Source organism: Amycolatopsis australiensis, assembly GCF_900119165.1.
GTDB lineage: Bacteria > Actinomycetota > Actinomycetes > Mycobacteriales > Pseudonocardiaceae > Amycolatopsis > Amycolatopsis australiensis.
The window spans coordinates 718754-740285 of sequence record NZ_FPJG01000006.1 but is presented as its reverse complement, the minus strand read 5'-3'; the positions used below and the strand labels follow the sequence as shown (position 1 = coordinate 740285).

Here is a 21532-nt window from a genome sequence, read left to right as displayed (position 1 = left end):
GGCGTCGATCGTACGGCGCCGGCGGAAAAATGCGTCGCCACTGCCCGTGTCCGGCGGTTACCGTGCGGAGCATGGACCCACTCGGCCAAGACGAGATCCGGGCCTCGTTCGTCAACTGCACCCGCGGCGAGGCCAAGGGCGTGACGCTGCCCGCCCGGGCCGCCGAAATCCCCTGGGAGCGCCGCGAGTTCCTCGGCTGGCGCGACCCGAAGGCGCCGTCGCGCGCCTACCTCGTGCTGCCGTACGGCGGCGAGGTGGTCGGGCTCGCGCTACGGGCGGCGGCGCCGCCGAAGTCGCGCCTGCGCAGCAACATCTGCGGCTTCTGCACGACGGCACACGGGCTCGCCGACATCACGCTGTTCTCCGGCAGGCGCGCCGGGAAGCTCGGCCGCGAAGGCAACACGCTGGGCATCTACGCGTGCGGCAACCTGGCCTGCTGCCAGTACTTGCGCGGGGAGCTGAAGTCCGACGTGCCCCAGCCGTACGAGACGCTCACCCTGGAGGAGCGGGTCGCGCGGCTGGAGGCGAACCTGCACAAGTTCGTCGCGCGCGTGCTGGAGTCCCGCTAGCGTCCTAAGTGGACCCTTCAGGGTGCGCGGCGAAGTCGTGGGCGTAGGACTTGGCGTCGAGCAGGTGCTTGAGGGTCAGCTCGCGGGCTGCGGCGGGATCGGAGCGGCGGATGGCGTCGAGGATGGCCCGGTGGTCGTCGACGGCCTTGCGGATCTGCCCGGGCAGCCGCAGCGCGGCGCGGCGCTCCTCGCCGACCAGGGCGAGCACGGAGCGCAGCAGCCCGGCGACGTCGTCGTTCCCGGCGTTCTGGGCGATGACCCGGTGAAACTCGGCATCGGCGGCGATGACGTGCAGCATGTCCCCGTCGGCGGCGGCCTGCGCCATCTCGGCGACGTTGTCCTCGAGCCGGCTGACGGTCTTGGGGCTCGCCTGCCGCGCGAGCCGTTCGGCGAGGGTGGGCTCGACGGTCGCCCGCAGGTCGAAGAGCTTTTCGACGAGCTGGTCGTGCTCGGTGAACCAGGTCCGCAGCGGCTGTTCCCGCTGCTCACGGACGTAGGTGCCGGAGCCGGCGCGGATCTGGACGTAGCCGATGGAGTCGAGAACGCGCAGCGCCTGCCGCAGCGAACCCCGGCTGATGCCGAGCTCCTCGCAGAGAACGCGCTCGGCGGGCAGCCGGCTGCCGGGCGGCAGGTCCCCGGAGTCGATCCGCGCCCGCAGCCGGTCGACGGTCGCGCTCCAGACCTGCTCGGTGTCCACGCCGCCCATCCTGTCAGCTCCGGCGGCCGCGGCGCCCGAGTGCCTGACCCGGGGTGCGCCCGGCTCACGGCTGGAAGCGCGGCCAGGCTCACCGGGCTCGCCGCAAGTCCAGTGTCTGACCTGCCACATCTGGGCCCCTCCGCGTCGCGGGCGGCGGGCGGTCCTGCTTACGCTCGCCGCGTGAGCGCGAAATGACGTGGTGGCACGCCTTGATCGTCGTGGTCGCCGGGGTCTGGGCCGGGACCATCAACGCCGTGGTCGGGTCGGGGACGCTCGTCACCTTCCCCGTTCTCGTCGCGCTCGGCTTCTCGCCCGTGACCGCCACCACCTCCAACGCCATCGGGCTCGCGCCCGGCACCCTCAGCGGCGCCTGGGGTTACCGGCACGAGCTCACCGGCTACTGGCGGCAGACCGCCCGGTTCGCCGTCGCTTCCTTCCTCGGCGCCATCGGCGGCACCATCCTGCTGCTCTCGCTGCCGAAGGACGCCTTCGAAGCCGTCGTGCCCGTGCTCGTCGGGCTCGCCGTGATCCTCGTGATCATTCAGCCGAAAGTGTCGAAGTGGGTCGCGGAGCGGCGGGAGCACAACGGCACCGAGCACAAGCCCGGCCCGCTGCTGATGTTCTTCATCTTCCTCATCGGCATCTACGGCGGGTACTTCACCGCCGCGCAGGGCGTGATGCTGATGGCCGTCATGGGGATGCTGCTCTCGGAACCCCTGCAGAAGCTCAACGGCGTCAAGAACGTGCTCGCCGCCGTCGTCAACGTCGTCGCCGGGGTGATCTACGCCTTCGTCGCGCCGATCAGCTGGCCCGTCGTCCTGTGGCTGGCCGTCGGCTCCACCGCCGGCGGCTTCCTCGGCGCGAAGATCGGCCGGAAGCTGCCGCCGGCGGTGCTGCGCGGCGTGATCGTCGTGATCGGCGTCGCCGCCGTGATCCAGCTCGTCGTCAAGCAGTTCAGCGGCTGAAGTCGCGCGCCGCCGCCAGGAAGAGGTCGTTCTCCTCGCGGGTGCCGATGGTCACGCGCACGCCGTCGCCGGCGAAGGGACGCACCACCAGCTTGCGGTCCAGCGCGTGCTCGGCGAACCGCGTCGCGTCGTCACCCAGCGGCAGCCAGACGAAGTTCGCCTGCGTCTCCGGCACCCGGTACCCCGCCGCCAGCAGCGCGTCGCGCACCCGGTCGCGCTCGGCGACGATCTCCTTGCAGCGCTCCAGCAGCTCGTCGGCCGCGTCCAGCGACGCCAGCGCCGCGACCTGGGCCAGCATGTTCACCGAGAAGGCGACGTACACCTGGCGAAGCGCGTCCGCGATCGGCTCGGGCGCCACGGCGTAACCCACGCGAAGACCCGCGAGGCCGTACGCCTTCGAGAACGTGCGAAGCACCATGACGTTCGAGCGCGCGCGCGTGTACTCGACGCCGTCGGGCACCTCGGGATCGGTGACGAACTCCTTGTACGCCTCGTCCAGCACCACCAGCACGTGCTCCGGGACCGCGTCGAGGAACCGCTCCAGCTCCGCGCGCCGCACCGCCGTGCCGGTCGGGTTGTTCGGGTTGCAGACGAAGACCACGCGCGTCCGGTCGGTGATCGCCGCGACCATCGCGTCGAGGTCCAGCTCCTGGCCTTCGGTGATCGGCACCTTCACCGACACGGCGTTCGCCACCTGCGTGACGATCGGGTACGCCTCGAACGAGCGCCAGCCGAAGACCACCTCGTCGCCGGGCGCGCACACCGCCTGAATCGTCTGCTGGCACAGCGACACCGAGCCGCAGCCGATCGCGACGCGCTCCACCGGCACGTCCAGCTCGCGGGCCAGCCGCTCGCGCAGCGCCTGGGAGCCGGTGTCCGGGTAGCGGTTGATGCCCACCGCGGCCTCGGCGATCGCCTGCGCCACGCTCGGCAGCGCGCCGCCGGGCACCTCGTTGCTCGCCAGCTTGATCGCGCCTTCGATCGTCCGGCCGGGGACGTATTTCGGCAACGATTCGAGATCGGCACGCGGGGACACGGACGGCATCTTCGGCGCTCCTCCGGGAGAACGGGACAACCTCGTCACCGTATCTTTTCCGGCCGCCGCCCCGCGACTCCCTTCAGGCGGTAGCCGGGCGGCGGAGCTGCTTAACTGGGTTCCTCCCGTTCACCTCGAAGTGATTGAGTGACGCAATGACGTCGACCAGCACCGTGGACTACCAGCGCACCGACGGCCGCGCCCTGCGCCTGACCTTTTCGGAACCCGAAGGCGCGCTACGCGGCGGTTTGGTGGTGCTGCACGAAGCAGACGGGGTCACCGACGGCGTGAAGCTGCTGCTCGCCAGCCTCGCCACCGAGGGCTGGCTGACCGTCACCCCGCACCTGGAAAACGAGGAGCTGACCCAGCAGGATCTGCTGGACGCGACGGACATCACACTCGCCTGGCTCGTCGAGCGCGGCGTCCAGGCCGACCTGCTCGGCGTGATGGGCTTCGACCTCGGCGGCACCGCGGCGCTCGTCGTCGCCTCGCACCGCAAGCTCGGCGCCGCCGTCAGCGTCGGCGGGCAGCAGGCCGCCGAACTGCCCGCGCTGGTCGAGATCGCCGGCCGCCTGACCAGCCCGTGGCTGGGCATGTACGGCGACGAAGGCGACGAGGCGGGCGGTGCCGACGTCGAGCGCCTGCGCGACGCGGCGGCGTCGGCGAAGGTGGCCACGAACGTCGTCCACTACCCGGGCGCGAACCACCGCTTCGACGCCGACCCCGGCGCGGCCGCCGAGGCCTGGCAGCGCACGCTCAACTGGTTCGATGCCCACCTCCGGTGAGGGGATTACCCTCGTGACGTGACGCACACCGCCGACGCCCCCGAAGTGCTCTGGCGCCCTGAGCCGAGCCACGTTGCCGACACCAAGATCGAAGCCTTCCGCCAGTGGCTGCGCGCCGAGCGCGGCGTCGAGGTGGACGACTACCGCTCGCTCTGGGAGTTCTCCGTGGAGCGCGGCCCGGACTTCTGGGCGGCGGTCGCGGACTTCCTCGGCGTCCGGTGGCACGACCGGCCGGGCGAGGTGCTCTCGGGCGAGATGCCGGACGCCGTGTGGTTCGCGGGCGGCACGCTGAACTACGCGGAGCACGCGCTGACCCCTGGCGTCGCCGGCGCGACGAAGGGCGACGACGAGACCGCGGTGATCTTCCACCGCGAAGACGGCTTCGCGAGCCACCTGACGTACGGCGAGCTGCGCGCGCAGGTCGCCGCGGCGCGGGCGGCGTTGCTCGAACTGGGCGTCGGCAAGGGCGACCGCGTCGTCGCGCTGGCCCCGAACTGCCCGCAGACGCTGGTCGCCTTCCTCGCCACGGCGAGCATCGGCGCGATCTGGTCCTCGTGCTCGCCGGACTTCGGCGTCCGTGCGGTCGCGGACCGCTTCGTGCAGATCGAGCCGAAGGTGCTCTTCGCGGTCAACGCCTATTCCTACAACGGCCGTCAGTTCGACATCCGGACGACGGTCGCCGACCTGCAGCAGAAGCTGCCGTCGCTGGCCGCGACCGTGCTCGTGGAGTACGTCGGCGAAGGGCGGATGGACGGCGCGCTCGACTGGGCCGAGCTGCTCGCGAAGCACGAGGGCGCGACGCTGCTGTTCGAGCCGGTCGACTTCGCGCACCCGCTGTGGGTCCTCTACTCCTCCGGCACGACCGGCCTGCCGAAGGGCATCGTGCACGGCCACGGCGGCATCACCGTCGAGCACCTCAAGGCACTGGCCCTGCAGGCCGACCTGGGGCCCGGCGACCGGTTCTTCTGGTTCAGCACCACCGGCTGGATGATGTGGAACTTCCTCATCTCCGGGCTGCTCGTCGGCACCACGATCGTGCTCTACGACGGCAGCCCGGGACATCCCGACCTCAACGCCCTCTGGCACCTGGCCGAGCAGCACCGCATCACCTACTTCGGCACGTCGGCGCCGTTCATCCAGAGCTGCCTGAAGGCCGGCCTCAAGCCCGCGCAGCGCTACGACCTGACGGCGTTGCGCGCGATCGGCTCGACCGGCGCGCCGCTGAGCGTCGAAGGCTTCCGCTGGATCGCGGACGAGATCGGCAAGCACGTCCAGATCTGCTCGGTCTCCGGCGGCACCGACCTGTGCGCGGCGTTCGTCGCGTCGGCGCCCGACGTGCCGGTGTGGCTCGGGGAGCTGTCCTGCCCGGCGCTGGGTGCCGCGGTGAACGCGTTCGACGAGGCGGGCAACGCCGTCGTCGAGCAGGTCGGCGAGCTGGTGATCACGAAGCCGATGCCGTCGATGCCGGTGTTCTTCTGGAACGACCCCGACGGCTCGCGGCTGCGCGAGGCGTACTTCGAGATGTACCCGGGGCTGTGGCGCCACGGCGACTGGATCCGGATCACCGACCGCGGCTCGGCGGTGATCTACGGCCGCAGCGACTCGACGCTCAACCGGGGCGGCGTCCGGATGGGCACGGCGGAGTTCTACCGGGTCGTCGAGGGCTACGACGAGGTCGCGGACTCCCTGGTCGTGGACACCTCGGCGGCCGGCAACGAGGACGGGCAGCTGATCTGCTTCCTCGTCCTCGCCGAGGGGGCGCGGCTGGCGGACGTCGAGCCGCGGCTGCGGAAGGAGCTGCGTAGCGCGCTGTCACCGCGGCATGTACCCGATCGGTTCGTCGTGGTCCAAGAGATACCTCGTACCTTGAACGGTAAGAAGTGTGAGGTACCGGTGAAGAAGATCCTCGCCGGTGTGGCTCCCGACCGGGCCGTCAGCCGCGACGCGCTGGCCAACCCGGCGGCACTGACGCCGTTCGTGGAGCTCGCCGGGGGATAGATGGGGGAAGCATGATCGGCTGCAACGGGTTGCACAGGTGGTGACGGGGACACGCGCGCAGATCACCTGGCAGGTGGCCGGAGCCACCACCGTGGGGGTCATCACGTGGGTGACCCGGCTGGCCGGACTGATGACCCTCGTGTCGGTCCTGGTGCCGGCCGGGCGGCGCAACCTGCGCGGCCGCCTGTCGGAGTGGCTGGAGCTGCCGCAGGAGGCGACCGTCGCGGCGGCGACCGTGGCGCTGGTCACCGGCGTGCTGCTGCTCCTTCTGGCCGCCGGCCTGCGCCGCCGCAAGCGGCGCGCCTGGCAGCTCGCGATCGGCGCGACCGTGCTGCTCACGGTGTCGCACCTCGGGCTGCGGCACGTCTTCGGCGCCGGGCTCGTGTCGGTCGTGCTGCTGGTGGGCCTGATCGCGAACCGGCGCTACTTCATCGCGAAGCCGGACCCGGTGGTCGGCCGGTGGCGCGCGGTGCGCGTTTTCCTGCAGCTGGTGCTGGCCGGGTTCGTGATCAACCTCATCCTGCTGTCGGTGGCGTCGCGGGCGGTGCTGGAGCCGATGAGCTTCCCGGACCGGCTGGCCGAGTCCGCGCTCGCGCTGGTCGGGGCCAGCGGGCCGGCCGAGTTCCACCAGATGTGGCTGGAGGACCTGACGGCCGCCGTCGGCCTGCTGTTCGGCCTCGCCGCGGTCCTCGTCTCGGCGTACTTCCTGCTGCGCTCGGCCGAGCCGGCGCCGCGGCTGTCCGATGAGGAGGTCGACGGCCTGCGCAAGCTGCTCGACGAGCACGGCGAGCGTGACTCGCTCGGCTACTTCGCGCTGCGCCGCGACAAGTTCGCGGTGTTCTCGAAGACGGGCAAGGCCGCGGTCACCTACCGCGTGATCGCCGGGGTGGCGCTGTGCTCGGCGGACCCGCTGGGCGACCACGAGGCGTGGCCGGGCGCGATCGAGGAGTACCTGGCGGTCTGCCGCCGCAACGGCTGGGTCCCGGCGGCGATGGGCGTCTCGGAACTGGGCGCGACGGTCTGGGCCCGGTTCGGCCTGGAGGTCCTGGAGATCGGCGACGAGGCGGTGGTCGACGTCGACGAGTTCACGTTGGACGGTCGCGTCATGCGGGGCGTCCGCCAAGCCGCGGCCCGCACCAAGCGCGCGGGCTACAAGGTGCTGGTGCGGCGGGCCGAGGACCTGCGCGAAGGCGAGCTGGACGAGCTGGCGGCGCTGGCCGCGAACTGGCGCGGCACGGACACCGAGCGCGGCTTTTCGATGGCGCTGGGCCGCATGGGCGACCCGGGCTCCGTCCTGGTGACGGCCGAGCAAGGCGGCCGCGTCCGCGGCGTGCTGCAGTTCGTGCCGTGGGGCTCGACGGGCCTGTCGCTGGACGTGATGCGCCGCGACCGCACAGCCGACAACGGCGTCAACGAGCTGATGATCTCGGAGCTCCTCCTGGCGGCCCGCCGCCACGGCGTGAAGCACGTCTCGCTGAACTTCGCGGCGTTCCGGGCCCTGATGGAACAGGGCCAGCGGATCGGCGCGGGACCGGTGGCGCGGATGTCGGCGAAGGTGCTGCACTTCTTTTCGCGGTGGATCCAGATCGAGACGCTCTACCGGTTCAACGCGAAGTTCCGCCCGCGCTGGGTACCCCGCTACCTCGTGTACCCGGGAGTCCGCGAACTGCCGCGCGTCGGCATCGCGACGTTCGAGGCGGAAGGCCTCGGCGGCCGCTCCCCGCGCCTGCGCAGGCTGCTGCTTCGGGCCTGAGGGGGGTGCTGTTGGAGGGTGATCGGGGGGTGTGTAACCTATCTGAGCAGTGGTCGTTGGGCCCAGGAGGCTTCGCCTAGTCTGGTCTATGGCGCCGCACTGCTAATGCGGTTGGGGGTAACCCCCCCTCCCGGGTTCAAATCCCGGAGCCTCCGCTGGTACCCGGTTCGCCAGGTGCTAGGTTAGAGAACAACTGAACACGCGCCCGTAGCTCAGCTGGATAGAGCATCTGACTACGGATCAGAAGGTCAGGGGTTCGAATCCCTTCGGGCGCACGTCTGGTTGAGACAGCAAGAAACCCCCTCTGACGAGGGGGTTTCTTCTTTTCTGGCCCAGGCCGGGGGATCGCTCACTTGCCGCCAGGTTGATCTTGGTCCACATTCTGGTCCACCACCCCTGCTACCTTCGCTCGTATGGCGAGCCAGGGGAAGCCCGAGGGGGGCCGGCAGCGCGGCAGCATCCGCCGCCACCGCGACGCCCTTCAGGTGCGCGTGTCGGCGGGGAAGGACCCGGTGACAGGGGATCGCATCGTCCTCACGGATTCGGTTGTGATCGAGCGGCCGGGCAACGAGCGGTCGGAGCGCGCTGCGTGGAAAGAGGCGGAGAAGCTCCGGACACGTCTTCTCGCTGAGGCCGATTCGTTGAAGGTCGCGCGGACGAAGTCCACGTTCGGCGCGTTGCTCGACCAGTGGCTTCCGCAGGCCGAGATTGACCCTACGACACGGATGAACTACGAGTGGATCATCCGGGACCACATTCGCCCCGTCCTGGGCGACGTGCCGCTGGTCCTTCTCCTGCGCGACGCGTCCGAGCGGCTGGAGCGCTTCTACGCAGACCTGCGACGTTGCCGTCAGCGTTGCGACGGCAAGCCCTTCGTGGAGCACCGGGTAGCTGGGCCGCATGAATGTCGAGAGGTGAAGCATCGCCGACCGTCCCATCGTCCGTCGGCGGGCTGGCTGGAGAACCACGACTGCGCTGCGACGGGATGTGGGGTCGTCGAATGCCAGCTGCACAAGTGCAAGCCGTACGCCGCGTCCTCGGTCCGCTCGGTGCACGCCATCATCAGCGGTGCACTGAGCGCCGCCGTGCGTTGGAACCGCATCCCGTACAACCCGGCTCCGGCCGTGCGCCTACCACCGAAACGGAAACCTCAACCGCGGCCGCCGTCCAGCGAGGACATGGCTCGCATCATCGAGGCAGCGCATGAGGCCAGCGAGGAATGGGGAACCTACGTCTGGCTTTCGGCTGTCACGGGGGCGCGCCGTGGGGAGGTCGCGGCGCTGCAGTGGGAAGACGTGGATCTCGCGGGCGCCGTCGTCGTCCTCAACGAGAACTATGTCCGCGGTCCGGACGGGATGCTAATTAAGGACACGAAGACCCATCAGGGGCGCAGGGTGGCCCTCGATCCCGAGACTGTGGCCTTGCTCGAACGTAGGAAGGCGGCCACTGCGAAGCAGTTGGCGAGTCTGGGACTTGAATTGACCGGAAAGACCTGGGTCTTCTCGGCTAAACTCGACTTCAGTAGTCCACGTGATCCGGGTGCGTTGACGCGCCGGTACTCGCGCTTGGTTGCGAAGCTCGGCATCGAGACGCAACTCAAGGAACTACGGCACTACTCGGCGACCGAACTACTCACCTCCGGCGTCGACCTCCGTACCGTGGCCGGCAGACTCGGTCACGGAGACGGGACGACAACCCTTCGCCACTACGCAGCCTGGGTAGGCGCAGCGGACAAAGCTGCGGCCGCTGCGATCGGCAGCAAGATGCCAAAACTTCGCTCGACCGCAGGGCCTGAATCGGCTTAACCGCCGTCCAGTTCGACGGCGACAAGAGTCTTGTCGTCGCTCACCTTCGCGCGCGGCAGCATGCGTCCGTCGGGATCCTCATCGCGCTCCCAGCGAGCGCAACCTTCAAGGACGCGTTCGAGTTCCGGGCCGCTCTCGTGCGCGAGACGAGGCCAGTCAGCCAATCCCAAATGGAGCATCGGCCCGTAGGCGCCATCCGTGGCGAGGACGGCCCACGTCAAGAAGTCGCGTGGTAGCGAGCTGAGGTAGCCCCGGTACGCGGCATCCGGAGACGCCTCAGCGATCCAGTACCCGCCAGCACAGTTTCGCCGTTCACGTTGCTTCTGCTGCAGCCGAGCGAGCAGTTCACGGTGGCGTTCGTCGTAGCCACACCCAGCTGCCATTCGCTCCCGGTAGATCTCGTGCTCGGGAATGCCAAGCTGAGCGAGCCGACGGTCGATCATGACGTTCACTGGGCCGTCATCCGACCCGTAGTAGATCGCGCTGTCGCCAAGGCTATAAAGATCAATAACGTCAGGGCGGACTCGCAGCACGCTCACCGTGCTGGACGGCGAATTTCCAGCACTGAGCTGCAGTTCCTTCGCCGTCTCCCGAATCGCTTCCGCCACTGCTACGTCCAGTGAGACGTCGGCATGCTCGACGTTCATGCCGATCGCGGCGGCGAGCTTGTCGACGTAACGATCGGTGGGAACATCGACAGGCGCGAACGCGCTCGCGCCATCGAGTACAACCACGGACGAGTCTGTGACGAGCACGCGATCTTGACTCTCAGCGGATGGGGGCCATTGAGCTGTTGCTACTCGCATTGATCACCAAACGTAAGGGCCAGCAACAAGTTCACTCTCCAGGATGGTGGTCTCGTCTTCTGCGAACGAGCACCGAACCACCATGCTGAACGAGACGTCGCCGACCTGGTCGAACAGCGAGCGGACGTTCGGCGCCAGGTAGTGAAGCACACCCGCAGAGCCGATTGCGGTGATGCCGGCGACGTGCACGACCACGCGATCATCGAACTTGTGGCGGGCGAAGTAGCCGAAGTCGATGCGGTCTGCCGGGTCAGCAGCACGCGGTGAGTAGTAGTGCGCTCCAGTGACGCGATCTGCGATCCGCCAGCGGTCGTCTTTCTCGAAGCCCAGCTTCGGGTCGTCGGCCAGCAAAACGCGCGCGACTGGCGCCGAACGTGGCCCGCAGATGATCACGGCGTCGCCGGCGGGCGCGGCCTCACGATCGGCCTCGATCGAGAACCGCTCGACTGCGAACGACAGGGTTGACAACAGGTTTTCTGTGTCTTCCTGGGCACGAGCGTCGGCCGCGTCGATGTAGGTGCGCATCCGATGGTCGTCGCCACGCCGCAACGGCACGCCGACGCTAACTGGACCGACACCGAAGAAGGCGCGCTCCGGGCCAGGCGCGGAGCCCCGGATCTGAGTGATCCTGCCTTTCGAGATGCCCACTGCCGCCGCGATCTCCGTATAGCTGAGCCCATCGATTCGGTGCGCCTCTTCGATGGCCGACCTCCGGACGCGAGCCAGCTCTGTGGCGCGCTGCTGATACGCCGTGAGGAGCGCGGTCGCACGCCTCGCGCGGCGTAGGCGGTCGGTGTCTCGCCGCACCGACTCGAAGTCGTCCAACTCGGCCATGGCACGAGTTTAGAGGTCTTGACAGCGGGCCGACACTCGGCCTATCGTGCCTTTTATGCCTCTAAACAGCACTCCTGCCCACGTCTCAGCCATCGTTTAGGGCTCTAAAAGTCGGCGAGATCGGGTGGCGAGAGCTGTTTAGGCCCATAAAAGTGCTGGTCGCCGCGGCGGCTGTGATCGAGAGGACCTCCAGTGGAGCACTCGTTGTCCGGGGCTACTCAAGACCCGGCGTTCTACAACGTGGCCGAGGCCGCAACCCTTCTGCGCCTCGACCAGTCGACCATGTACCGCCACCTGCGCAAAGGTCAGTTCCCGGGCGTGAAGATCGGAGCGCGGTACGTCGTCCCGCGTGCCGTGGTGGACAAGCTGATCAACGACGTTCTCACCGTCGGCCGGTGCATCGACGTCGCCGAGTGGACCACGAGGTGGCTCGCCGAGCAGAGGATCGCTGGCCAGGTCGCTGGGGGTGCGGCCTGATGCGCACGTTCGGGGCCGCCCTGGTGGCGGTGACGTTGATCGGTATCGGCGTGTTGCTGAGCGACTGGCACGTGAAGGTCGCGGTGGTCTGGCCGTGGTTCGTGGTCGCGGGTGTCGCGGCCGGCGTGCTGGGCGTGGTCGAGCTGGTCCAGGGCAATTCGGCGAAGGTCGGCACCTTCGCGGCCGGGCTGGTGGGCCTGTCGGTGTGGTTCGTGGGCTGGGTGCCGACGGAGACCCCGGGCTACGGGGTGTGGCCGTGGGGGCTGATCTTCGGCGGCCCGGTGCTGCTGTTCCTTGTGGTGCTGGGGCTGCGGAAGCGGGGCGGTTCGCTGGGGTTGCTCGGGCGGTGGGCGCGCCGATCGCAGCGCAACGGCGGGGTGGCGTCGCGGTTTCAGATCTGGCGGAAGGCGTCGAAGTGGGCGATGCGCCGGAAGGCGAAGGTGTTGAAGCCGTCGCTGCGGAAGCTGTCGTGGTGGGCGCGCCGGCGGGTGCCGGTGACGGAGTACGCCGTCCGCCTGGCCCGGGTGGGGTGGCAGTGGATCTGGTCCCCGGTGGAGGACGTGACGCTGACACTGGGCGGTCCGCGATCGGGGAAGACGGGCACGCTGGCGTCGCGGCTGTTGGACGCCCCTGGCGCCGTGATCGCCACGTCGACCCGCACTGACCTGATCGAGCTGACGGCGAAGCTGCGTGAGCAGCGCGGGCCGGTCCACGTCTACAACCCCTCGGGGATGGGGAAAATCCCCTCGACGATCGGCCTGGACCCGCTGGCCGGGTGTGAGAACCCGGTGACGGCGACCTATCGGGCCGCGGATCTGCTGCCGGGTGAGGGTGGCTCGGACGAGCGGCAGCATTGGGTGGATCAGGCTCGCCGTGCGCTGGCGGTTCTGCTGCACGCTGCGGCGCTGGGTGAGCTGATGATGGCCGACGTTGCGGCGTGGGCGGCGAAGCCGGCCGAGTGTGCCGATGAGGTGCTGCGGCTGCTGCGCCGGTCGCCGGAACCGTCGTTTGTGGACGCGGCCGAACAGTTCCTGAACACGAACGACCGGACGCAGTCGTCGATCACGACGTCGATGCAGCCGGCGTTCGCGTGGCTGATGGACCCGACCGCGAAGGCCACCACGATGGTGCGCGGGCTGGACGTGGCCGAGCTGCTTGAGTCGAAGGCGACGGTCTACATGCTGGGCGCGGAGGAGTCGCACACCGCGCCGCTGGTGGCCGCGCTGACCGCACACATCGCGCGGGAGGCCCGCCGGATCGCGGCGGAGTCCCCGGGCGGGCGGCTGGATCCGGCGTTGACGCTGGTGCTCGACGAGGCGGCGATCATCTGCCCCATCCCGCTGCCGGACTGGACCGCGGACATGGGTGGCCGCAATGTGACCATCCACATCGGTGCCCAGTCGCGGGCGCAGCTGCGCAAGCGGTGGGGCGACATGGGCTGCGCGGCGATCATGACGAACTCGGCGAGCGTGCTGATCCTCGCCAGCGCCCGCGATCCGGAGGACCTGCAGGCGTATTCGCTGCTGACCGCGGAGCGGCGGGAGATGGTCGAGCAGCAGGACGCCGACGGCCGGGTGACCGGCCGGTCGCCGCAGCGGGTGCCGGTGCTGACGCCGGGGGAGATCTCGCAGCTGCCGGAGCTGCACGCCGTGGTGGTGCGCCGCGGGATGGCGGTGGCGATCGGGCGGCTGCAGATGGCGTGGAAGCGCCGGGACGTCAAGGCCCTGGCCCGCGCCGAGCGGCGGGAGGCGTTCACGGCCCGCTGGTCTCAGCGCCACGATGCCGCGACCACGTGGCTGGCCATGGTGGTGGACACCCTCGCCGACCTGGTCGAGCCGTGGATGGCCAAGGCCGAGCAGTGGGCCGCCGACCGCAAGGCCGCCCGCGCCGCCAAGGCGGCGGCGGTGCCGGTGCAGGACCACGCCGAGCCAGTCGTGCGCGCCGAGACGGTGCGCCTCGACGTCGCCGGACCGGACACGGCGCACACGCCGGCCGACGACCGGGCGGCCGAGACGGCCGAGGCGAATCCGCTGGCGGAGCTGGAGGCCGAGCTGGACGCCACCTGGGCCGAAGCCACCGGCGACGACCGTGGCGAGGGGCGGTGACCGGGATGATCACCATGCCGGAGCTGATGACGCTGGTGACGTTCGCCGCGTCGTGGGTGGTGTTGTCGGTCGGCCACACCTTGGCCGACCACGTGGGCGGCCAGACCGACCGGCAGGCCGCACGCAAGGGCGCGCCGACCGCGGCGGAGGTTGCCGCGGGAGCGAGCCCGCGTCGTGGCTGGGCGGCGAACCTCGCGCACGTCGCGCAGTACCACGCCGTGCTGATGCTGCTCGGGTTTGCCGCCTGGCTGGCTCTGCCGCTGCCGTGGTCGACGCGTGGAGTCCTGGCCGCGCTGGTGTGGTCGGCGGGCACGCACGCCTTCCTGGACCGCCGGTGGCCGGTGCGCTGGCTGCTGAATCGGCTGCGGCAAGGCCGGTTCGCGCGGCAGGCCGACAACGGCCTCAACGGCATGTACCTGGCCGATCAGGCGCTGCACGGGCTCGCGCTCGGCATCGCCGCGGTGGCCCTGGCGGTGATCCCGTGACCACGATGCCTTTCGGTCCGATCAACACCGCCCGGATCACGACGGTGATCACCGAGCTGTCGCGTGAGGTCGCGCAGGTCGAGACCGGTGAGCGGTTCGAGCTGGTGGCCGCCCTGGTGGAGATCATCGTGTGGCGTGCCCTGCACGGGCAGACCGCGCGGCAGATCACCGACTACCTGGCCAGCCAGGTCGCCGCGGGGCTACGGCTGGAATTCGTGGCGTGGGTGGTGGCCGAGTCCGGCCGCCGCTTGACCGACACGACGGGGCCGGAGCGGGGGCGGTCGCGATGATCTGGATGGAGCTTCCCGCCCTGCTCAGCCACGGACAGGCCGTGGTGTCCGTTCGCTATGAGGCCACCGACCCGTACGCGGTCACGCTGCGCTTCCCTGCGGAGGTGTGCCCGGAGGAGTGGGTGATCGGCCGGGATCTGCTGGCCGATGTGTTGACCGCCGGCCGCGCCGGAGCGGTCGACGTGCAGATGGTCGCGCGCGGCGACCTGATCGTGCTCGGCCTGTCCACGCCGGACGGCGCCGGATGGGCGGTGTTCCGCCGCGACGACGTCGAGGCGTTGATGACGGCCACGCATCGGATGGTCCGCCCCGGTGAGGAGTCGCAGTTCCTGGACTGGTCGGACACCACCGATTTCCCGGGGGTGGCGCCGTGAACCCGGAAACGAACCCGACGGAGGACGCGGGCACGGATGGCCGGCCGCGGGTGTGGCTGGTCGCCGGGCTCGCCGCGCCGACCCGGGAACCGGCCGATCACCCGCCGGTGCGCGATGACCTGATGCGCCGCTGGGAGCCCAGGCCGGACGGGACCTACCAGACCGCCGACGGCCGGCATCACGCCAGCTGGACCGAACTGCACGCCCGCTACGACCTGGTGGAGGTGGCCTGATCATGAGCGACAGCAACGGAACGCCGACGAACCCGGCCGCCAACGGCGCCGGGGCCGGGCAGCCGCATCCCGGCTGCGCGAGCAGCACGGCGGTCGCCGGCCTGGCCCGCGAAGTGGAGGGGTTGCGGGCGGCGATGGAGGCGGTGACGCCGCTGCCGAAGCAGGTGCAGCAGCTGCGCGATGAGGTCGCGCCGCTGCCCGAGCAGGTCAAGCGGCTGGCCAAGGTCGTGAAAACCCTGGCGGAGCAGGTGAACCCGGATGACGAGGGCGGCCGGACCCGGCCGCTGTCGTGGCTGGACCTGCCCGACGGGCAGGAGGTCGATCGTGATCCGGCCGAGCTGGCCCAGGAAGTGCTGTCGGACCTGTCGGTCTGGCTGGTGCGGGTGTTCCTGCGCTACTCCGACGCCGTGCTGCCGGAGTGCTGGTGCTGGCACCCGGACGTGGTTGAGGAACTGGTGTGGCTGATGCGGTCGTGGCTGACGGCCTATGTGGACGCCGACGCGACCGTGGCGCGGGCCGCGGACTGGCACGACCGTTACCGCCCGGGTGTGGTGAAGCGGATCAAGGCCGCGACCGCGAACTGCTCGCTGGAGAACCACCAGGACGGCGGCGAACGACACCGCCCGGGCCCGCAGGTGCCCTCCGGTGCCGCACTGGCCCCGATCGCCGCGTGGTGGGGCACCGCCCGCACCAGCACGGCGCCCGAGCCGGACGCCGAGGTTGTCGCGGACGCCCGCGCGGCCGAGGCCGCCCGCCGCCGCAGCGGGGGTGGTCGGCGATGACCGAGGACCTGGTGACGCGGGCGCTGTACGAACGCGCCCACCACTACGCCGACCTGGAACGCTGCGCGGACCGGACGCTGGCGCAGTACGAGAGGTGGCGCACCGAAGACGGCCTCACCGAGCGGGAGATCCGGGAGCTGGTGAGCCAGGCCCCGCCGGTCGGGTCGACGGCGGTCGGGTTGTTCCTCCGGCTGACCGGGCACGGCATCTCGCCCGAGGCGGCGGCCGAGGTCGCGGCGCAGGCCGCGGCCGCGGTGGTGATGCGCCAGCAGGCCGGAGCCGGGGAGCAGGCCCAAGCGGTGTTCGACGCCGTCGGCGTGCTGGCCGACCAGGTCGCCGCCGGCCGTGGTGAAGACACCGCGCTGGCCGACTTCCGCGAGGCGATCGTGGGGTGGCGCGGCGACGGCTACGGCGAGGGCCCGCTCGCGGCGCCGGTAATGGTCGCCTTCGACGACGGCACGGTGATCCCGGACGGGGTCGAGCTGGCCGGAGTCCGGGAGACCGGTGCCCGGCACAGCATCGTCGCGCCGCAGGTGCAGGCCGGGATCGACGCCTACCTGGCTGCGCGGGCCGAGGGCGTCGAGCACCTGGACGCGCTGGAGCTGGCCGGCGACGGCCCCGGGGTGTACGGCGCGGTCGCGCAGTTCGCCGACGACGTCGAACGCTCCGAAGCGGACCTCACGACGGCCCGGGACGCGGCGGTGGCCGGCACGGTCGCTGACGCGGCGATCGGGCAGTTCCTGTCCCTGCGCAACGCCGGCGTGGACACCGACACCGCCACGGCGACCGCGGCGGGCGGGGATCCGGTGGCACTGCACGCGATCGGCGGGTTCGTCGCCCGCGTCCGCAACGGTGCCCCCGAAGACATCGCCGAGGCGGACGCATGGGCGGCCGCGGTCGCCACCGTCCGCTACGGCGCCCGCTACCGCGGGACCATTCCGGACCACCAGGACATGCTCGGATTCGACGACGCCCACGTGGCCGCCGAGGCGGCACTGGCCGCCCACACCCCGGGCACGGTCCCCGCCGAGCCGAGTGGGCTGGAAGGCGAGGCGGTACGCCGGTTCGAGTGGCTGACCCGCCACGGCCTGGATGCTGACACCGCCGGGTTGCTGGCTGCCGCCGACACCGCCGAACACGCCGCCCAGGTCCGCGCGGCCAACGACTTCAACGTTCTGCACGCCGCGGACACAGTGGTCCGCGAGCTGCAGCACCAGCTGGAGCCACCGCGCGACGCCAGCGAAGACGAGGCAGTCCAAGCCACCGACAAGGGGCACGAACCGGACGCCGCGGACCCGCTTGATGAGAACCACGAGCTGCAGCTGTTCGACGGCAACTACGACGCCGTCGAGACGGCTCTCGCGCAGTTCGCGCGGCACTGCGGGCACGGCGAGAAGCTCGAGACGGCCCGAACCTGGGTTCTCGACGCCTGCCGCCCCGACGACCGCGACATGGTCACCGCAGCGCTGGACACCTTCATCGCCCGCTGCGACGACGGTTTCGACCACGACACCGCCATCGCGCTGACCGCGCTGGACACCGCCGAACTCTTCACCCCGCAGCGCAGCACCACCCAGCCGGACTCACTCGGCACCGCCTCCGACAGCAGCCCGGTCACCGCGGACGCGGAAGGGATCGACCACCAGCACGACGTGGCCTCGCTGGGGCAACGAGTGGCCGAGAGCGGCGCCGAGGTCGCCGCGGCCGAAGCCGCCGCAGCCACCTGCAGGGGCACCGCCGATGAGGACAGCGAACGCGCCGAGCGGTGCGCCCGCTGGAACACCGAGGACCAGGCCGCCGAGGCAGTCGACAACGACACCGAAGGGTGGGAACAGCAGTGACCACCCCGAGGAATCTCAACTGGCTGGACGACCGGAACATCGCTTTGGACGTGATCCAGCGCTACAAGATGTTGCACCGCAAGGGAATCGACCACGCGACCGCGGGCGCGGAAGCCGTCGCCGGGGTCGAGGACGCGGCACTCGCCGAACGCGCGGTCGCGGTGTACAGGAAGAACCTCGACGCCGGAATGGACAGGCTCTCGGCCATCCTCTGGTCGGTTGACCAGGCCGTTCCGCATCCGTCGCATGATGCGGAAGAACGGTGGGAAGCGTCGACCGCGAGCGGCGCGGCCGATGCTCGCCCGGTCGTCCCGGAGGGGTTCGAGTCGGTCGAGGACGTATTCGACTACGGCTACTGCCACGGGCTTGCCTTGGCCTTGCACGAGGAGACCGGCTGGCCGCTGGTGCAGCTGGAATTCGACGGGGACGAGTTGCACTACCTGGTGCGGCGGCCGGACGGCATGTTGGTGGACGCCCACGGCGCCCGCCCCGAGGACGAGGTGCGGCTCGCCTGGAGCGACGGCAGCGCCGCCTCCATTGACCGCTTGTCGGTGCGCGACTGCGACGCGGGCCACCTGTGGGGCCTGGTGCGCCGCGGCGACATGGAAGACCCCAACGACGTCCGCGATCTCGCGCGCCACGTCATCACCGAACGCGGTCTCGCGGCCGCCGCCGACAGCTCGGCCGGTGATCTCCACGCACAGGACCAGCACGAGCGAGGGATGGGAGCTGCAGTGAACAGCAACGACGAGCACGCCCGGCCGGCGGCGGCTGGCGAGGACGTCGAGGTGGTGGTGATCAACCCGGCCGAGCTGATGCCGGCCGAGGATGCGTTGCGCAATTACGACATCGCCGACGACGCGCTGGGCCGATTCGTGCAGCTGATCGGTGAGGGCTGGAGCCACGACGAGGCCGCCGCGCGCGCGGTCGACGCGAGCCAGGACGAGACCGGCCTGGCCGCCGACACCATCGCCGAGTACCGCCGCCACGTCGACGATGGCATGGGCAACGAGGCGGCGCGCAGTGCCGCGGTGACCGGCACTGCCGACCGGTACACCCCGCGCGTGAGCGCCGAAACCGCGCAGCAGATCGCGGCCGCGCTCGCCGAGTACCCGGCCCCGCAGGCCGCCTCCGGGGCGATCGACACCTTCCAGCTGGGTGACGTGGTCCGCGATCGCCGCACGGGCGAGGTGTTCACCGTGACCGGCAACGCCGCGGGCTGGGATCCGGCCGACTACGACACCGTCGAGGACGCGCCCGGGCCCGAGGTGCCGGAGCGCGTGCCGGAGCCGGGCAGCTGGATCGACCGCAACCTGTCCGCGCGCGGCGCCGCGGACGTCGAGGCCGCAGCGCCGGTGTACGACGCGACGGGGTTGGAGACGGACCCGGCCCGGGTGCAGGCCGCGGTGAACTCGCTGCCCGCCGGCGTGGTCACCGACGCCGACCTGGAGCAGGCCGGGATCACCCGGGACGACTTCAACCGGGTCACCCGCGAACAGGCCGAGCGTGTCGGCGCGGAAGAGCAGGCGCAACTGGACGCCGAACACGAACACGCCGCTGGGCCGGGGGACATGGCCGAGTACGACGAACTGGAGCGGGTGCGTGCCGCCGTGGACAGCCTCGGTGACGGCGCGTTCACCGACGAGGACCTGGCCCGGGTCGGGGTGACCCCGGAGCAGCTGTCCCGGCTGGTCGACGCGGACATGGATCGGGATGCGGCCGAGTACCGCGCGGAGGAAGCCGCTCTGCTGGAGGGGTGGGTCGAGTCCTACACCGCCGACGACGCGCGCGAGGTCCTGCGCAACGCGGAAGCCCTGGACCGGCACATGCGCGGCTGCCACATCGACGTCAGCCAATGCGGCACCTGCAACGAGCAGGAACACGACAGCAGCGACACGTTCTGGAACTACCAGGTCCCCGCCGCCCGCCGGCGGCTCGCGCAGCTCGACGCCGACGCGAGCACGGGCGGCGAGGTGCCGGAACGCCGGCCCGAGCCGGACAGCTGGATCGCGCGGAACCTGACCGACCCGGGCCCGAGCGGCCCGCGGCGGCCCGGTCGCCTCGACGCCGGCCGCGGCGACGTCGCGATGCCTGCGCGCGCCGACGAGGTGCTGGGCCGGATCGACGAGGTTCTGGGCGAGGAAGCGCCGCTGGGTGCGCAGGTGGCCGAGTGCGGGCAGGCGGTCACGGCCGCCGAGTCGGCGGTGCAGCGCGCGGGGCGCGAGGACGAGGACACCGCCCGGGGCGAGCGGTGCGCGCGGTGGAACGCCGAGGACGCGATGGCCGAGCAGGCCGTCGTGCAGAGCGAAGGCTGGGTGCAGGCATGAGCACGGCGCAGCAGCGCGAGACGGTGGTGGCCGAGCAGCGGCGGCTGATGAGGAACGCCGCGCAGCGGCGGCTGATCTACGACGCGTTCGACCGGTTCGACCAGGCAATCGCCTTGGGGCTGAACGAGGGGGCCGCGCACCGGCTGACCGCGGGGAACACCGCGGTCGCGAACATCGCCCTGGAGATCTACGCCGAGGGCGCCGTGCTGGCACGGCAGACCGAGCGGAGGCGTGCGCGGGCCGCGGCCGAGGCGATGCGCGTGGACAGCCTGGACGTCGGCGAGGACGGCCTCAACCTGCACTACCCGCGGCGCGCCCGCGTGGCCACGGACGACGACGGCGAGGCCGACGAGTGGGGGATGGCATGAGCGGCGAGCGGACGAGGTCGTCGGGGTGGGCGACGTTGGCGACGCTGGCGCCGGGTCTGGTGGTGGCGTTGGGCGCGGCGGCGGCCACGGCCCACGGGTTGTTCGAGGTGGTGCTGGCGGCGAAGGTGCCGGCGTTGATCGCGTGGATTTACCCGGTGATCACCGACGGGCTGGCGATCGTGGCGTACGCGTCGACGGGTCGGTTGCCCAGGCGTGGCCGTTGCTACGCGTGGGCGGTGGTGATCCTCGCGGCTGGGCTGTCGGGCTTGGCGCAGGCGGTGTATCTGGCCGGTGGCGTGTCCGAGGCCAGTTCGGCGGCGGGGTTGCCCGCGGCGATGCGGTTCGGCGTGGGGGCGTGGCCGGCGGTGGCGGCGGCGATCGTGGCGCACCTGTTGTTCATGCTCGCCGCCGAGGGCGGACTGGTCACGGCGGCCGCCGGGTCGGCGGCGACGGGGGAGCGGGTGCCGGCGGTCGCCGAGCGCGCCGACGCGTCCACCGACGAGGCCGCCGGGGCGGCCGTTCAGTCCACGGGTGTCCAGTCCGGGTCCGTTCAGTCGGGCGCTGTACAGCTGGACCCGTTGGACGCGTCCAGCGCGGTCGAGCGGGCTGAACGTACAACGCGTGAGCCGGAATCCGTCCAGCCGCCGGCCGCGGCGGAGCGCGGCGCGGCCGAGGCGAAGCCGGAGCGTCCAGCCAGCCCGCCGCCGTCGCCGAAGCGGGACCGGGCGCGCGCGGCGGCCCGTCGGTGGCAGGCCCAGCACGGCGACCTCCCGACCGTCGATCAGCTGATGCAGCTCGCCGAAGTCTCCCGCGGCACCGCCGGAACAGCCCTGCAGGAACTCCGCGAACAGCCCGCACCCCTACAGCTCATCACCGAACTTCCCACCAGCAACACCCACTCATGATCCACACCAGCAGCACCACAGCAGAACCACTCAGTCAGCCACCACAGCAGTCCCAGACCACCATCAGCCACTCACCCAGCAACAACTCACCAAGTCC

General features: G+C 70.9%; 21 protein-coding genes and 2 tRNA genes. 19 read left to right on the top strand and 4 right to left on the bottom strand.

Translation table 11 applies throughout. The annotated features are described in order from the left end of the window. Nucleotides 1-71 precede the first annotated feature (71 nt). Nucleotides 72-569 (top strand): FBP domain-containing protein, encoded by a 498-nt coding sequence (locus tag BT341_RS04745; protein ID WP_072475094.1) that lies wholly within the window; start codon nt 72-74, stop codon nt 567-569. Between the two features lie 4 nt (nt 570-573). On the opposite strand, the gene BT341_RS04740 is transcribed toward BT341_RS04745, so the two are convergent. Further along, nucleotides 574-1275, bottom strand: a complete 702-nt coding sequence (locus BT341_RS04740; RefSeq protein WP_177328741.1) for a FadR/GntR family transcriptional regulator — start codon at nt 1273-1275, stop codon at nt 574-576. A 182-nt stretch (nt 1276-1457) separates the two neighbouring features. Here BT341_RS04740 and BT341_RS04735 point away from each other — a divergent pair, with 182 nt between their 5' ends. Continuing rightward, on the top strand, nt 1458-2231 hold the full coding sequence (locus BT341_RS04735) for a sulfite exporter TauE/SafE family protein (RefSeq protein WP_072475093.1): 774 nt from the start codon (nt 1458-1460) through the stop codon (nt 2229-2231). On the opposite strand, the gene hisC is transcribed toward BT341_RS04735, so the two are convergent. Then, on the bottom strand, nt 2221-3276 hold the full coding sequence (gene hisC, locus BT341_RS04730; RefSeq protein ID WP_072475092.1) for a histidinol-phosphate transaminase: 1056 nt from the start codon (nt 3274-3276) through the stop codon (nt 2221-2223). The genes BT341_RS04735 and hisC overlap by 11 nt on opposite strands. Before the next feature lie 146 nt (nt 3277-3422). On the opposite strand from hisC, the gene BT341_RS04725 reads away from it, so the two are divergent. From BT341_RS04725 to BT341_RS04700, 6 genes are all read left to right on the top strand, one after another. Next, nucleotides 3423-4052 (top strand): dienelactone hydrolase family protein, encoded by a 630-nt coding sequence (locus tag BT341_RS04725; protein WP_072475091.1) that lies wholly within the window; start codon nt 3423-3425, stop codon nt 4050-4052. An 18-nt stretch (nt 4053-4070) separates the two neighbouring features. Further along, nucleotides 4071-6050: an acetoacetate--CoA ligase gene (locus tag BT341_RS04720; protein ID WP_072475090.1), complete on the top strand. Its 1980-nt coding sequence runs from the start codon at nt 4071-4073 to the stop codon at nt 6048-6050. A gap of 37 nt (nt 6051-6087) precedes the next feature. After that, nucleotides 6088-7803 carry a phosphatidylglycerol lysyltransferase domain-containing protein gene (locus tag BT341_RS04715; RefSeq protein WP_072475089.1) on the top strand — a complete coding sequence of 572 codons (1716 nt, stop codon included), beginning with the start codon at nt 6088-6090 and terminating at the stop codon, nt 7801-7803. 65 nt (nt 7804-7868) lie between these two features. Beyond that, a tRNA-Ser gene (locus tag BT341_RS04710) sits at nt 7869-7958 on the top strand. Nucleotides 7959-8004: 46 nt separating this feature from the next. Then, nucleotides 8005-8078, top strand: a tRNA-Arg gene (locus BT341_RS04705). Nucleotides 8079-8216: 138 nt separating this feature from the next. Further along, nucleotides 8217-9608: a site-specific integrase gene (locus BT341_RS04700; protein WP_072475088.1), complete on the top strand. Its 1392-nt coding sequence runs from the start codon at nt 8217-8219 to the stop codon at nt 9606-9608. Here the strand turns inward: BT341_RS04700 and BT341_RS04695 are convergent. Together BT341_RS04695 and BT341_RS04690 are read right to left on the bottom strand one after the other, a co-directional pair. Beyond that, nucleotides 9605-10363 carry a PP2C family serine/threonine-protein phosphatase gene (locus BT341_RS04695; RefSeq protein ID WP_084742757.1) on the bottom strand — a complete coding sequence of 253 codons (759 nt, stop codon included), beginning with the start codon at nt 10361-10363 and terminating at the stop codon, nt 9605-9607. The genes BT341_RS04700 and BT341_RS04695 overlap by 4 nt on opposite strands. Before the next feature lie 54 nt (nt 10364-10417). Continuing rightward, nucleotides 10418-11248 carry a hypothetical protein gene (locus BT341_RS04690; protein WP_072475086.1) on the bottom strand — a complete coding sequence of 277 codons (831 nt, stop codon included), beginning with the start codon at nt 11246-11248 and terminating at the stop codon, nt 10418-10420. Nucleotides 11249-11452: 204 nt separating this feature from the next. Between BT341_RS04690 and BT341_RS04685 the strand changes: the two genes are divergently transcribed. The 11 genes from BT341_RS04685 to BT341_RS04635 are packed head-to-tail and all read left to right on the top strand — an operon-like array spanning nt 11453 to nt 21435. Further along, complete coding sequence (locus tag BT341_RS04685) at nt 11453-11725, top strand: helix-turn-helix domain-containing protein (RefSeq protein WP_072481782.1); 273 nt, start codon at nt 11453-11455, stop codon at nt 11723-11725. After that, nucleotides 11725-13830 carry a type IV secretory system conjugative DNA transfer family protein gene (locus BT341_RS04680; RefSeq protein ID WP_072475085.1) on the top strand — a complete coding sequence of 702 codons (2106 nt, stop codon included), beginning with the start codon at nt 11725-11727 and terminating at the stop codon, nt 13828-13830. The genes BT341_RS04685 and BT341_RS04680 overlap by 1 nt, the downstream gene beginning before the upstream one ends. A gap of 5 nt (nt 13831-13835) precedes the next feature. After that, nucleotides 13836-14315, top strand: coding sequence for a hypothetical protein (locus BT341_RS04675; protein WP_218177719.1), 480 nt, complete (start codon nt 13836-13838; stop codon nt 14313-14315). Beyond that, nucleotides 14312-14605 (top strand): hypothetical protein, encoded by a 294-nt coding sequence (locus BT341_RS04670; RefSeq protein ID WP_072475084.1) that lies wholly within the window; start codon nt 14312-14314, stop codon nt 14603-14605. Before BT341_RS04675 ends, BT341_RS04670 begins: the two co-directional genes overlap by 4 nt. After that, nucleotides 14602-14979, top strand: a complete 378-nt coding sequence (locus BT341_RS04665; RefSeq protein WP_072475083.1) for an SsgA family sporulation/cell division regulator — start codon at nt 14602-14604, stop codon at nt 14977-14979. Before BT341_RS04670 ends, BT341_RS04665 begins: the two co-directional genes overlap by 4 nt. Further along, on the top strand, nt 14976-15212 hold the full coding sequence (locus tag BT341_RS04660) for a hypothetical protein (protein ID WP_072475082.1): 237 nt from the start codon (nt 14976-14978) through the stop codon (nt 15210-15212). The genes BT341_RS04665 and BT341_RS04660 overlap by 4 nt, the downstream gene beginning before the upstream one ends. Nucleotides 15213-15214: 2 nt before the next feature. Then, entirely contained in the window at nt 15215-15994 is a 780-nt protein-coding gene (locus tag BT341_RS04655) for a hypothetical protein (protein ID WP_072475081.1), read from the top strand. Beyond that, the gene (locus BT341_RS04650) at nt 15991-17835 is read left to right on the top strand and encodes a hypothetical protein (RefSeq protein WP_072475080.1); all 1845 of its coding nucleotides are present in this window, start codon (nt 15991-15993) and stop codon (nt 17833-17835) included. The genes BT341_RS04655 and BT341_RS04650 overlap by 4 nt, the downstream gene beginning before the upstream one ends. Continuing rightward, nucleotides 17832-20162 carry a hypothetical protein gene (locus BT341_RS04645; RefSeq protein ID WP_072475079.1) on the top strand — a complete coding sequence of 777 codons (2331 nt, stop codon included), beginning with the start codon at nt 17832-17834 and terminating at the stop codon, nt 20160-20162. The genes BT341_RS04650 and BT341_RS04645 overlap by 4 nt, the downstream gene beginning before the upstream one ends. Beyond that, on the top strand, nt 20159-20530 hold the full coding sequence (locus BT341_RS04640; RefSeq protein WP_072475078.1) for a hypothetical protein: 372 nt from the start codon (nt 20159-20161) through the stop codon (nt 20528-20530). The genes BT341_RS04645 and BT341_RS04640 overlap by 4 nt, the downstream gene beginning before the upstream one ends. After that, nucleotides 20527-21435: a hypothetical protein gene (locus BT341_RS04635; RefSeq protein WP_072475077.1), complete on the top strand. Its 909-nt coding sequence runs from the start codon at nt 20527-20529 to the stop codon at nt 21433-21435. Before BT341_RS04640 ends, BT341_RS04635 begins: the two co-directional genes overlap by 4 nt. Nucleotides 21436-21532: the final 97 nt, after the last annotated feature.